The sequence below is a fragment of the Pseudomonas sp. P39-UII1 genome, assembly GCF_039672635.1.
In the GTDB taxonomy this organism is placed as follows: domain Bacteria; phylum Pseudomonadota; class Gammaproteobacteria; order Pseudomonadales; family Pseudomonadaceae; genus Aquipseudomonas.
In genome coordinates, this window is the sequence record NZ_JBDFPP010000027.1 from 1 (window position 1) to 11,721 (window position 11,721).

At 64.8% G+C, this 11,721-nt stretch carries 12 protein-coding genes; 4 read left to right on the forward strand and 8 right to left on the reverse strand.

From position 1 onward, the window contains the following. Positions 1–167: 167 nt before the first annotated feature. The 6 genes from ABEH27_RS22775 to ABEH27_RS22800 form a co-directional block, all read right to left on the reverse strand. Positions 168–536: a hypothetical protein gene (locus ABEH27_RS22775; protein WP_346615731.1), complete on the reverse strand. Its 369-nt coding sequence runs from the start codon at positions 534–536 to the stop codon at positions 168–170. Continuing rightward, positions 533–871 carry a helix-turn-helix transcriptional regulator gene (locus ABEH27_RS22780; protein ID WP_346615732.1) on the reverse strand — a complete coding sequence of 113 codons (339 nt, stop codon included), beginning with the start codon at positions 869–871 and terminating at the stop codon, positions 533–535. The genes ABEH27_RS22775 and ABEH27_RS22780 overlap by 4 nt, the downstream gene beginning before the upstream one ends. Before the next feature lie 100 nt (positions 872–971). Further along, complete coding sequence (locus ABEH27_RS22785; protein WP_346615733.1) at positions 972–1,412, reverse strand: YkvA family protein; 441 nt, start codon at positions 1,410–1,412, stop codon at positions 972–974. A gap of 281 nt (positions 1,413–1,693) precedes the next feature. Continuing rightward, positions 1,694–2,446 carry an FKBP-type peptidyl-prolyl cis-trans isomerase gene (locus ABEH27_RS22790; protein ID WP_346615734.1) on the reverse strand — a complete coding sequence of 251 codons (753 nt, stop codon included), beginning with the start codon at positions 2,444–2,446 and terminating at the stop codon, positions 1,694–1,696. A 227-nt stretch (positions 2,447–2,673) separates the two neighbouring features. After that, complete coding sequence (gene pcaQ / locus ABEH27_RS22795) at positions 2,674–3,606, reverse strand: pca operon transcription factor PcaQ (RefSeq protein ID WP_346615735.1); 933 nt, start codon at positions 3,604–3,606, stop codon at positions 2,674–2,676. 10 nt (positions 3,607–3,616) lie between these two features. Continuing rightward, positions 3,617–4,546 carry a helix-turn-helix transcriptional regulator gene (locus ABEH27_RS22800; RefSeq protein WP_346615736.1) on the reverse strand — a complete coding sequence of 310 codons (930 nt, stop codon included), beginning with the start codon at positions 4,544–4,546 and terminating at the stop codon, positions 3,617–3,619. 293 nt (positions 4,547–4,839) lie between these two features. Here ABEH27_RS22800 and ABEH27_RS22805 point away from each other — a divergent pair, with 293 nt between their 5' ends. The 4 genes from ABEH27_RS22805 (at position 4,840) to ABEH27_RS22820 (ending at position 8,735) form a co-directional block, all read left to right on the forward strand. Then, positions 4,840–6,183, forward strand: coding sequence for an MFS transporter (locus ABEH27_RS22805; protein ID WP_346615737.1), 1,344 nt, complete (start codon positions 4,840–4,842; stop codon positions 6,181–6,183). A gap of 91 nt (positions 6,184–6,274) precedes the next feature. Next, entirely contained in the window at positions 6,275–6,985 is a 711-nt protein-coding gene (locus ABEH27_RS22810) for a fumarylacetoacetate hydrolase family protein (RefSeq protein WP_346615738.1), read from the forward strand. A 16-nt stretch (positions 6,986–7,001) separates the two neighbouring features. Further along, positions 7,002–7,760 carry an SDR family oxidoreductase gene (locus ABEH27_RS22815; protein WP_346615739.1) on the forward strand — a complete coding sequence of 253 codons (759 nt, stop codon included), beginning with the start codon at positions 7,002–7,004 and terminating at the stop codon, positions 7,758–7,760. Positions 7,761–7,784: 24 nt separating this feature from the next. Then, complete coding sequence (locus ABEH27_RS22820; protein WP_346615740.1) at positions 7,785–8,735, forward strand: 2-hydroxyacid dehydrogenase; 951 nt, start codon at positions 7,785–7,787, stop codon at positions 8,733–8,735. A 56-nt stretch (positions 8,736–8,791) separates the two neighbouring features. Here the strand turns inward: ABEH27_RS22820 and nirD are convergent, their stop codons facing one another. Next, the gene (gene nirD, locus ABEH27_RS22825) at positions 8,792–9,154 is read right to left on the reverse strand and encodes a nitrite reductase small subunit NirD (RefSeq protein WP_346615741.1); all 363 of its coding nucleotides are present in this window, start codon (positions 9,152–9,154) and stop codon (positions 8,792–8,794) included. Next, on the reverse strand, positions 9,154–11,706 hold the full coding sequence (gene nirB / locus ABEH27_RS22830) for a nitrite reductase large subunit NirB (protein WP_346615742.1): 2,553 nt from the start codon (positions 11,704–11,706) through the stop codon (positions 9,154–9,156). The genes nirD and nirB overlap by 1 nt, the downstream gene beginning before the upstream one ends. Positions 11,707–11,721 lie beyond the last annotated feature (15 nt).

The window sequence follows — 11,721 nt, forward strand, 5'->3', positions numbered from 1 at the left end:
GCTCCGCTTCAAGACCTTCCCTCGATGATCAGTCGAGAACTTTCGCCTCTTGGGAGGCGAAAGTCGAGATACAAGGAGCGGCTTTAGCCGCGATGCGCCGCGCGGGCGGCGCTCGATCTCATGAACGCCAAAAAGCCATCGACCTACACCTGGCAGCACTGACCTGATCAGGCAATCTCAGGATAAGGGTACTCAAACACCCGCACCACTTCCGACGCATGCCACGAAGCCGCTTCCATGCCATCCACCGGCCCGGAGAAGCGCCCCAGGCGCTCCACGCACTCGAAGAAGCCGGTACGCGGCAAGCGGCTGGCGCCCTGGCTGATGACCAGCGAGCTGCGTAGCGGCTGTTCGGCGCGTGCGTCCAGCACGGCTAAATACTCCAGCGCGGCCGTCAGCGTCTGCATGGCCGGCGTGGGCAATTGAAGGCGCTCGATCAGCGCACGATAAGTCAGCAAGTGGCGTTGACGGCGGGCCAGGTCAAGCTCATCCAGCAGGCTCTGCCAATGCTGTCGGCTGATCCTGACCTGGCTCATGACGGCTCGCTCCAGCCTGCCACGCCCAAGTGCCAGGCAAGGGCACGGCGGATGACGTCCCCTGGCTCGCGTTCGCCCGATTCGATCATGGCCAAGTACGCAGGGCTGACACCCACATTGCGCGCCAGTGCTTCAGGCGCGATGCCCTTGGCCTGGCGCAATTGCGCCACCTCACTGAAAGCGGGCAGATCAACGCGTGTCGCGCGCTGTTCATCGACTTCGGCAACTGCTTGCGCAGGCACCTGCCCGGCCGCCTTGAGCAACGCCTGGTACTGCTCCCAGGGAACAACGGCGTACTCGGGCTGACCGTCCCGGCTAATGACCTGAATACCCATAACAACCCCCTAACGTAGGATTACGGCATGTAATCCGTAGGCATAATCCTTATGCCAATTATATTACCAAGCGCGGGAGTCTGTGGGGATCTGCTCGCCTTCAGTGCGATTTGCGCTCCAGGCGCAGCGCTTCAGGGGTGTCGGGCAGCCGCTCGACCACGCGCAGGCGCTCTGGCGCCTGGCTGTCACGCCAGGCCTTGAAGCGCGCCAGCTCATCGGCCACGGTCTTCAGCACCCAGCCGAGCACGGCAATGTCATCCAGGAAGCCCACTCCCAGCAGCCAGTCCGGAATGGCATCGATGGGGCTGACGAAGTACAACAGGCCAGCGACGATGGTCACCAGGGCCTTAGGGCTGATTGCACGGTACTCGCCGCGCCACCAGGCCAGGCACAGCGACTGCAGCAGCTTGATGTCACCGCGCAACTGGCCGAGGCGCGGGCCTTTGCGGGCCACTGCAAACAACAGGGCCGGCAACCGGCCGCGGCTGAGCAGGCGCTCGGCCAAGGGCAGGAAGCGGGCGAAATTCCAGGGTGCGCTCATGAAGCCTCCAACGGGGACAGGTTATCCACATTTATTGTGGATAACCTTGTGAACAGGGCGAAGTTTCTGACGGCAGGTGCCCACAAGGCAAGGGCCCCGGTCAGATCGGGCGTTTTTTACACAGTCGTTTCAATGGCGCAAACGATTTGCGTCAGAAGCCTCCTGCTTCTCCACGCTGCATTCTCTCGGACACTTTCAGGCCCACGAGGTTCGGCCCGGTGCCGGGCGCAGAAATGACAACGCCCCGTCGAGACGGGGCGTTGTGCTGTTACCGGCCAGTATTACTTGGCAGGTGCTTCAGCTGGGGCTTCGCCTTCCGGCGCTTCACCTTGCAGCTGGGCTGGATCCTTGATGGCGATCAGCTCCAGGTCGAAGACCAGCACCGAGTTGGCCGGGATCAGCGGGCTTGGGCTCTGCGCGCCGTAAGCCAGTTCAGCCGGGATGAACAGCTTGTACTTCTCGCCGACGTGCATCAGTTGCAGGCCTTCGACCCAACCCGGGATGACGCCGCTGACCGGCAGGTCGATCGGGCTGCCACGCTCTACCGAGCTGTCGAACACCTTGCCATCGGTCAGCTTGCCTTCGTAGTGGACAGTGACCACGTCGGTAGGCTTGGGCTGAGGACCATCAGCCTTCTTGATCACTTCGTACTGCAGGCCCGAAGCGGTGGTAACGACGCCAGGCTTCTTGGCGTTCTCTTCGAGGAATTTCTTGCCGGCAGAGGCGGCTTCTTCGCTGGCCTTGGCCAGGCGCTCTTCGGCACGCTTTTGCAGGGAGGTGAAGGCCTCTACCAGCTCTTCGTCCTTGATGCGCTGTTCTTTCTTGCTCACGGCGTCTTCGATGCCGAGTGCGACGGCTTTGGAATCAAGGTCTTCCATGCCTTCCTGAGCCAGGCTCTTGCCCATGTTCAGGCCGATACCGTAGGAGGCTTTCTGTGCCGGAGTTTTCAGCTCGGGGCTGCTGGCTTGTTGATCACAGCCAGCCAGTACCAGGCCTACCAGGGCAACCGCAGCCGCCAAACGATGCTGTTTCATGCTATTTCCTTGTTCATGCGCCATGTGGGCAATCAGGGTAAAGCCGCGAGCTTATCAGGCGGCCATTACCAATGGCTACCGGCATAAGAGCGGGTTCTGGTAAGGAAGTTCAGTACTTAAAAGGTTATTCATCCACGGGCTACAGCCATTGGCCAGTATTGACCCATGATTGCGCTTTTGCCCGAAAATTATGGCGATTTATGTCTGAAGAGTATGAAGCAGCGCCATCAAGGGTATGAGCCTTCCCTGTACTGCCCTGCCACTTCCCGCAGCACCTCGCACACCCACTGCCCCGGCAGGCTCTGCGGCGCTGCGGCATTACGGCAAATACCCACCGAGCCACCCGGCTCGCTCACCCCGAGGTCCAGTTCTGCCAGCTCGCCGCGGCGCAGGTCGAGCAGCACCGCGTCGCGCGGCGCTACCCACAATGCATCGCTGCCCAGCAGGTAACGGCGGCTCAAGGCCAGTGAAAGGGTTTCCAGGCGTTGTGCGGGAAGCTGGATGCCGCACTGCACGAACAGGCTGTCGGCGTGCTGGCGAATGGTGGTGCCGGGAGGCGGCAACACCAGGGGATAACGCCCCACGCGTGCGCGCTCTACCGGTGTGCTGGCCAGCAACGGGTGCCCGGGGCGGACCACCAGGGCCATCGATTCGCTGTACAGGTGCTCGAACGACAAGCCCTGAATCTGTGGGCTGTCGGTCATGCGCCCGACCACCAGTTCCAGCTCGCCCAAACGCAACTGCCCGAGCAGCTGAGCACTGACCCCGGTCACCACGCTGATCAGCAGCGCCTCGTGACGTTGATGCAGGCGGCACAGCACTTCAGGCATCAACAGGCCTTCGACGGTCGACAGCACACCAATGCGCACCTGCGAAGGCGCCCGCGCTTCACCGCGCAGGCTGCTTACGCCATCGCGCAACGCCTGCACACTGGGCCCGGCATAACGCATGAAGCGCGTGCCGGCGGGGGTCAGCTCGACGCCCTGCCGGCTGCGCTCGAACAGGCGCGTCTCGAGCAGGTCTTCGAGCTCCTTGAGGGTCTTGGAAATCGCCGGCTGGCTGATCGCCAGAACGTCGGCGGCCCTGGCCAGGCTGCCCTGCCGGGCAATCTCCAGGAAACACAGCAGGTGGCGGTACTTGATACGGGTGTCGAGGTTCATGCCGGCAAGCTTAACGCATCGCCACCTGCGGCGTATCCGGGTCGCGCTGCTGGCGACGGAACTGCCCCGGCGGCAGGCCGTGAATCTGACGGAAGCGCCGCGAGAAATAGGCTTCGTCGGCGAAGCCGCACAACCGCGCCACCTCCCCCACCGGCCGGTTGCCGTTAAGCAGGTAGTTGCGCGCCGCGTGCATGCGCCGCTCCAGCACCAGCTCACTGAAGGTCTTGCCGATTTCCTTGCGCAGCCAGTGGGTGAGGTAGCTGGGTGACAGGTAAGTGGCTGCCGCCACCTTGTGCAGGTTGAGGTCGGGGTCGTCGATATGCCGGCGCAAGTACTCGCTCATGCGCCCGAGCGCGGCGCGGCGGCTGAGCTGCGCCGCGTTGCTATCGGCCAGCTCACGCAAGGGCTCGGCGTACAGGCCGCAGACCTGGCCGATCAGTTGCAGCAACAGGCCCTTGAGGACTTCGCGGCTGCCGAAGCGGCGGTTGGCATCGAGCTCGCGCATCTGCGCCAGGATGCGCCCAACCTCGGCAAAGTCGGCCTCGGCAAGGCAGAAGTCCAGGTGCTCCTGGAAGCGGAACGGCGACAGTTCGGGGGCTTGCAGAATCGACACCTCTTCCAGGTCCATCGGGTCGCAGGCCAGATGCGGCAGCAGGAACGTCTGGGAAAAGTTGATCACCACAAAATCGCTGTCGGCGGGGTGGGGAATCACATGCACCCGATGCGGCAGGATAAACGCCAGGGTGTTGCGCCGGAACGGCCGCTGCACGTTGCCGATGTGCTGCACCGTGTCACCGCCAAAGTTGACCTGGATCTGGAAGTACTCGTGGCGGTGCGGCGCGGTCTCTGCGGGGCGGCCACGCTGGTCGCGGATGTAGAAATCCATCAGCTCGCTGCGCTGCTGCATGAGGTAGGTCGGCACCTCGCGCTTGGGGGGCATGGGCAATCTCCGGTGTACGGGCAATAAGTTGTACGACGTCGAAACACCTTAATTTAACCCCTTCTGCAAAAACCAACGCAACCGCAAATGCACGCAGCCCTTGTAGAACGCGGCACTCAGCAAAAAACACAGGTAAAACCCGCTCGCTCGATTTTTTTGGACAGCGCAGCCAGCCCACGGCCTGAGTGAAAAAAACGGTCTAAAACCACCGTTGCATTCGACTCGTTGTACGACCACCTTAGGGGCGGGACTGCAGCCCAACCTCTACCAACAACAACAAACGAGGTCGACTCATGTCGAGCACGCCTACCTCCCGCACCGCCGCGCCGTCGTTCGCGCGGGACGCGGCCGCATCACAACGCCTGCCCACCCGCCGCCGCTGGTTCATGCTCTCGCTGCTGCTGGTGGCAACCATCATCAACTACGTCGACCGGGTCAACATCTCCATCGCCGCCCCGTTCATGGCCAAGGACCTGGGCCTGGACAAGGTCGAGATGGGCCTGATCTTCTCAGCCTTCGCCTGGACCTACGCCTTGGCGCTGGTGCCCGCCGGGTTCATCGCCGACCGTTTTGGCTCGCGCCTGACCTACGGCGTGTCCCTGATCAGCTGGTCGGCGGTGACGGTGGCCCAGGGCCTGGCCACCGGCTTTGCCTCGCTGTTCGGCTTGCGCCTGGCGGTCGGCGCCATGGAGGCGCCGGCGTTCCCCGCCAACAGCCGCGCGGTCACCGTATGGTTCCCGGCCCGTGAACGCGGCGTGGCCAGCAGCATCTACGTGTGCGGCCAGTACCTGGGTACCGCACTGTTCACCGGTGCCCTGCTGTGGCTGGCCACCACCTACGACTGGCGCCATGTGTTCTACAGCACGGGCCTGGTCGGCATCCTGTTCGGCGTGGTGTGGCTGTTCCTGTACCGCGACCCGCTCAATTGCAAGAAGGTCAGCAAGGAAGAACTGGCCTACATCGAAAACGGCGGCGGGCTGGTGAAGAGCAGCCAGCAGCGCACCCGTTTCGACTGGCGGCAAGTGGCCGAGCTTTTCCGCTATCGGCAAGTCTGGGCGATCTGCCTGGGCAAGTTCGCCAGCACCTCGGCGCTGTATTTCTTCCTGACCTGGTTCCCCACCTACCTGATCGAAGAGCGCCAACTGACCTTGATCAAGGTCGGCATCTTCGCGGTGATGCCGTTCATTGGCGCCACCGTCGGCATCCTCCTGGCGGGGATCGTCTCCGACCTGCTGATTCGCCGCGGCTATTCGCTGTCGTTCGCGCGCAAGCTGCCGCTGGTGGTGGGTTCGATGCTGGGCATGTCGATCGTGCTGGTGAACTTCACCGACTCCAACGTGCTGTGCATTGCCGTGCTCACCCTGGCGTTCTTCGCCCAGGGCATCGCTTCGTCGTCGTGGGCTGCGGTGTCGGAAGTCGCGCCCAAGGAGCTGATTGGCCTGACCGGCGGCATCACCAGCCTGGCGGCCAATATCGGCGGCATTGTCACGCCGATCGTGATTGGCGCCATCGTGCACATGAGCGGCTCGTTCGCCCTGGCGTTCTGGTTTATCGGCGCGGTGGCGCTGATGGGCACCCTGTCGTACTCGCTGCTGCTCGGCAAGCTGTACCGCATCGAACTGAAGACCGCGGCATGAGCCGGGATTTGTCCAAGCCAACCCCGCTTTCGTCCAACTTTGCCCGCCTGGCACTGGCTACGCTGGCCACTCCCCAACGGAGGATCCACCCATGACCTACCTGTTCAACCCGCCCGCCGTGGTCAGCCTGCCTGTACTCGGCAGCGCTGCGCGCTTCCCGGTCGGCCGGGTGTTCTGCCTGGGCCGCAACTACCCCTGGCCCGAGACGGCAGGCCCCGCCCCACGCGAGCCGGTGTTCTTCATGAAGCCCGCGAGCAACGTGGTCGAGGGACTGGGCGAACTGCCCTTTCCGCCGCTGACCGAGGAGTTCTGCCATGAAATCGAACTGGTGGTGGCCATCGACAAGGGCGGCGCCAACATCAGCCCGGAGCAAGCGCGCGAGCATGTGTTCGGCTTTGCCGCGGGCCTGGACATGACCCTTCGCGACCGCCAACGGCAAGCCAAGCACGAAGGCCTGCCGTGGGAGGGCGCCAAGGTGTTCGAGGCCTCGGCCCCGATGACCGCGATCACCCCCGCCAGCCAGCTGCCATGGCCACTGGACGCCTCGCTGTGGCTGGCCGTCAACGGCCAGGAGCGCCAGCGCGCACACCTGAGCCAACAGACCTGGGCACTGGCCGAGGTGATCAGCCGCTTGTCCCGCCAACTGCCGCTGCGCCCGGGCGACCTGATCATGACCGGCAGCCCGCCCGGCGTGGCGCCGCTGAACCCGGGCGACCTGATCCACGCCGGCATAGATGGCATCGGTGAGCTGCACATGCGCGTCGGCGCACGCCCCACCAGCCAAACCGCAGACGCTGCCTGAAACACAGGAGACGTAGATGAGCCAAAACAAGAAAGTTGCCCTGGTCACCGGGGCTGGCAGCGGCATCGGCCGCGCGGTCGCCCTCGCCCTGCTGGAAGATGGCTACAGCCTGGTGCTGGCTGGCCGCCGTGCCGAGCCATTACAGGCGCTGGTCGAGCAAGCGCAGGCAGCTGGCGGCGAAGCCCTGGCGGTGCCCACCGACGTGCGTGATGAACAAAGCGTCGCGCATTTGTTCGCCACCCTCGAGGAGGTGCATGGGCGCCTGGATGTGATCTTCAACAACGCCGGGGTCAACGCGCCGGCCGTGCCGGTCGATGAACTGCCCCTGGAAAACTGGCGCAACGTCATCGCCACCAATGTCGACGGCGTGTTCCTCTGCGCCCGAGCCGCGTTTGGCCTGATGCGCCGCCAGCAGCCACAGGGCGGGCGGATCATCAACAACGGTTCCATCTCGGCGCATACCCCGCGCCCGTTCACCGCGCCCTACACCGCCAGCAAGCACGCGGTGCTGGGCCTGACCAAGGCCCTGGCACTGGACGGCCGCCCCTACAACATCGTGTGCAGCCAGGTGGACATCGGCAACGCCCTGACCGAGCTGTCCGAGCGCATGACCCGCGGCGTGCGCCAGGCCAACGGCGAGATCGCCGCTGAACCGATGCTCGACGTGCGCCATGTGGCCGACGCGGTGCGCTACATCGCCGCGCTACCACTGGAGGCCAACGTGCTGAACATGACCGTGATGGCCAGCAACATGCCCTTTGTCGGCCGTGGCTGACCCCTGCATTGAATGGAGTGACTGATGAAACCTGAAGTCCTGCAACTGAGCCCGATCCTTATCCCGGCCATCCGCGAGCGCCTGGAGCAACTGTTCACCGTGCACCGCTATTACGAGCAGGCCGACAAGGACGCTTATGTCAGCCTGCATGGCGGCAACATCCGTGGCGTGATCACCGGCGGCCATACCGGTATCAGCCAGGCGCTCATGGCGCGCCTGCCCAAGCTTGAAGTGGTGGCGGTAAACGGCGTGGGCACCGATGCGGTAGACCTGGCCTATGCCCGCGACCGAGGGATTCAGGTAACCGCCACCCTCGGCGCGCTGACCGAGGATGTCGCCGACCTGGCGATCGGCCTGCTGATCGGCGTGTGCCGCGGCATCGCCACAGGCGACCGCTTCGTGCGCGCCGGCCATTGGGCGACCAGCGCCACCCCCCTGGCGCCTTTGCCACTGGCGCGGCAGGTGTCCGGCATGCGCATCGGCATCGTCGGCATGGGCCGGGTCGGCCGCGCCGTGGCCCAGCGGGCGGCGGCGTTTGGCTGCCCGATCCGCTACACCGACTTGCAGGCGCAGGATGTGCCGTACGGGTTCGAGCAGAACCTGGCGCAACTGGCCAGCGACAGCGATGCGCTGATCCTGGCAGCGGCGGCGGACAAGGGCGAAGCGTTGGTCAACCGGGAAGTGCTGCAGGCGCTGGGGCCTGAGGGCTATCTGATCAACATCGCGCGCGGCAAGCTGGTGGATGAACCTGCGTTGATCGCGGCGCTGCAGGCGGGTGAGATTGCCGGTGCGGCGCTGGATGTGTTTGCCGATGAACCACGCGTGCCGCAAGTGCTGTTCGAACGCGAAGATGTGCTGCTGCAGCCGCATCGTGCCAGCGCCACGGTGCAGACCCGGACGCGCATGGGCGAGATGGTGGTGGCAAGCCTGGTGGATGTGTTTGCCGGGCGTACACCGCAAGGGTTGGTTATCTAAGCGGCCCATACCGCCCTCATCGCCGGCAAGCCCGCGATGAGGGCAGCAGCGATGGTTCAGGCCACCGCCACTTCCACAGCCCCGCCGTTCAAGCGCACCGGCCACACCCGCAGCCGCTGGCCGGCATCTTCCAGGCACTCGCCGCTGTGCAGGCTGAAGTGCTGCTTGTAAAGCGGCGCCGCCACCACCAATTCCCCCTGCAGGCTACCCACCAACCCACGGCCGATGATGTTGGCCCCGGAGCGTGGGTCGCGGTTGCCCACCGCGTACAGGGGTTGTTCATGACCGGGCAGGTAGAACAGTGCCACCTGTTCACCCTCGAGCCACACCACCACGCCGGAGTCGGCGACCAGGTCATCGGCCCGGCACACCGCTTGCCAGTTGCGTTGCTTTGCCACAGCAGCGTTGGACAGGTTCATCAGACAGCCTCCTCAATGGTTGGGATCAGGTGCAGCGGTGCTACCGGGCGGCGCTGGTCGCGCTCGCGAACAAAGTGCACGTCCGGGTCGGCGCGCCGGTCGTTGACGAACGTGCGGAAGCGCTTGAGCTTTTCCGGGTCGTTGAGGGCGTTGGCCCACTCGCATTCATAGTGGTCGACCACATGCTGCATCTGCGCTTCCAGCTCGGCAGCCAGGCCCAGGCTGTCGTCCAGGACCACTTGTTTGAGGTAGTCCAGGCCGCCCTCCAGGCCTTCACGCCACACCGACGTACGCTGCAGCTTGTCGGCGGTGCGGATGTAGAACATCAGCACCCGGTCGATCAGGCGCACCAGGGTTTCGTCATCCAGGTCCGTGGCGAACAGCTCGGCATGCCGTGGGCGCATGCCGCCGTTGCCGCACACGTACAGGTTCCAGCCCTTCTCGGTGGCGATCACGCCGATGTCCTTGCTCTGCGCCTCGGCGCACTCGCGGGTGCAGCCAGAGACCGCGAACTTGAGCTTGTGCGGGCTACGCAGGCCCTTGTAGCGGTCCTCCAGGCGCAGCGCCATGGCCACGCTGTCCTGCACGCCGTAGCGGCACCAGGTGCTGCCCACACAGGATTTCACCGTGCGGGTCGACTTGCCGTAGGCGTGGCCAGTCTCGAAGCCAGCTTCGATCAATTCGCCCCAGATCAACGGCAGTTCGTGAAGCTGGGCGCCGAACAGGTCGATGCGCTGGCCGCCGGTGATCTTGGTGTAGAGGTCGTATTTTTTAGCCACCTGGCCGATCACGATGAGCTTGTCGGGGGTGATTTCGCCACCTGGTATGCGCGGCACGACCGAGTAGGTGCCGTTTTTCTGCATGTTGGCCATGAAGGTGTCGTTGGTGTCCTGCAGCGGCACCAGCGCCGGGTCCATGATCGGCTGGTTCCAGCACGAAGCGAGAATGTTGCCCACCGCCGGCTTGCAGATGTCGCAACCGACGTGGCCCTTGCCATGGCGTGCGAGCAGGTCACTGAAGCTGCGGATGCCGCCGACGCGCACCAGCCCGTAGAGCTCCTGGCGGGTGTAGGCGAAGTGCTCGCACAGGCTTTTGTCCACGGTCACACCACGGGCAGTCAGTTCATGCTCGAAGACCTGCTTGAGCAACGCCGCGCAGCCGCCGCAGCCAGTGGCCGCCTTGGTGCAGCCCTTGACTGCCGCAAGGTCGCCGCAACCGCTGTCGATTGCCGCGCATACCGCGCCCTTGCTGACGTTGTGGCACGAGCAGATGGTCGCGCTGTCGGGCAGCGCATCAGCGCCCAGGGCTGGCGCACCGCCGCTTTGCGGCAAGATCAGCGCCGCAGGGTCGGCCGGCAGGGCGATGCCGTTCTGGGCGTATTGCAGCAGGGTGTCGTAGTAACTGTTGTCGCCCACCAGCACTGCGCCGAGCACGTGCTTGCCGCTGGCATCCACCACCAATCGGCGATAGGACGCGTTGGCCTCGTCGATGAAGCGGTAGCTGCGTGCGCCCGGTGTGGTGCCGTGGGCATCGCCGATGGAGCCGACATCGACGCCCAGCAGCTTGAGCTTGGTCGACATGTCGGCGCCGGTGAATTCGCCAGCCGCCTCGCCCAGCAGCAGCGCTGCCAGGTTGCGCGCCATGCTGTAGCCCGGCGCGACGAGGCCGAACACACTGCCGTTCCACGACGCACACTCACCGATGGCGAAGATGCGCGGGTCGCTGGTGCGGCAGTGGTTGTCGATCACCACACCCCCGCGCGCGGCAATTTCCAGCCCGCAGGCACGGCCGAGGGCATCCTGTGGGCGGATGCCGGCGGAAAAAACGATCAGGTCGGTTTCCAGGTGCTCGCCGCCATCGAAGTTCATGCGATAGCGGTAGGCCTCGCCGGCGCTGATCGACTGGGTGGCACGCGACAGGTGCACGCCGACACCCAGGGCTTCGATCTGGGCCTTGAGCGCTGCGCCACCCTCGCCGTCCAGCTGCACCGGCATCAGCCGCGGGGCGAATTCCACCACGTGCGCTTCGAGGCCCAGCGACTTGAGCGCGTTGGCAGCTTCGAGGCCCAGCAGGCCGCCGCCGACCACTACACCCCGGGTCGCATCGGCGGCAGCGCTGCGAATTGCATCGAGATCGTCGAGGGTGCGGTAGACCAGCCGGGCATTGCCGCTGGAGCCTTCGATCGGCGGCACGAAGGGATACGAACCGGTGGCCAGGACCAACTGGTCGTAGCCGTAGCGCCCCTCTGCGGTGACCACTTCGCGGCGCTCGCGGTCAATCTCCAGCACGGCTTCACCCAGGTGCAGGTGCACGCCGTTATCGCCATAGAAACCTTGCCCACACAGGGCCAGGGTTTCGGCACAGCTGCCGCCGAAGTACTCCGACAGGTGCACGCGGTCGTAGGCACGTTGGCGCTCCTCGCCGAACACATGCAGCTCGAAGCGCGCCAGCGCGCCGCGTTCTACCAATTGCTCGACGCAATGGTGGCCGACCATGCCGTTGCCGACGATGACCAGTCGCTCCCGTTGCCCGCTGCTCGCTGTTGCCTTCATAAGCCGATCCTCGAT

Excerpts from the sequence above, each read along its gene's own strand:
- ABEH27_RS22775 (WP_346615731.1), bottom strand. The coding sequence starts at position 536 with ATGAGCCAGGTCAGGATCAGCCGACAGCATTGGCAGAGCCTGCTGGAT.
- ABEH27_RS22780 (WP_346615732.1), bottom strand. The coding sequence starts at position 871 with ATGGGTATTCAGGTCATTAGCCGGGACGGTCAGCCCGAGTACGCCGTT.
- ABEH27_RS22785 (WP_346615733.1), bottom strand. The coding sequence starts at position 1,412 with ATGAGCGCACCCTGGAATTTCGCCCGCTTCCTGCCCTTGGCCGAGCGC.
- ABEH27_RS22790 (WP_346615734.1), bottom strand. The coding sequence starts at position 2,446 with ATGAAACAGCATCGTTTGGCGGCTGCGGTTGCCCTGGTAGGCCTGGTA.
- pcaQ (WP_346615735.1), bottom strand. The coding sequence starts at position 3,606 with ATGAACCTCGACACCCGTATCAAGTACCGCCACCTGCTGTGTTTCCTG.
- ABEH27_RS22800 (WP_346615736.1), bottom strand. The coding sequence starts at position 4,546 with ATGCCCCCCAAGCGCGAGGTGCCGACCTACCTCATGCAGCAGCGCAGC.
- ABEH27_RS22805 (WP_346615737.1), top strand. The coding sequence starts at position 4,840 with ATGTCGAGCACGCCTACCTCCCGCACCGCCGCGCCGTCGTTCGCGCGG.
- ABEH27_RS22810 (WP_346615738.1), top strand. The coding sequence starts at position 6,275 with ATGACCTACCTGTTCAACCCGCCCGCCGTGGTCAGCCTGCCTGTACTC.
- ABEH27_RS22815 (WP_346615739.1), top strand. The coding sequence starts at position 7,002 with ATGAGCCAAAACAAGAAAGTTGCCCTGGTCACCGGGGCTGGCAGCGGC.
- ABEH27_RS22820 (WP_346615740.1), top strand. The coding sequence starts at position 7,785 with ATGAAACCTGAAGTCCTGCAACTGAGCCCGATCCTTATCCCGGCCATC.
- nirD (WP_346615741.1), bottom strand. The coding sequence starts at position 9,154 with ATGAACCTGTCCAACGCTGCTGTGGCAAAGCAACGCAACTGGCAAGCG.
- nirB (WP_346615742.1), bottom strand. The coding sequence starts at position 11,706 with ATGAAGGCAACAGCGAGCAGCGGGCAACGGGAGCGACTGGTCATCGTC.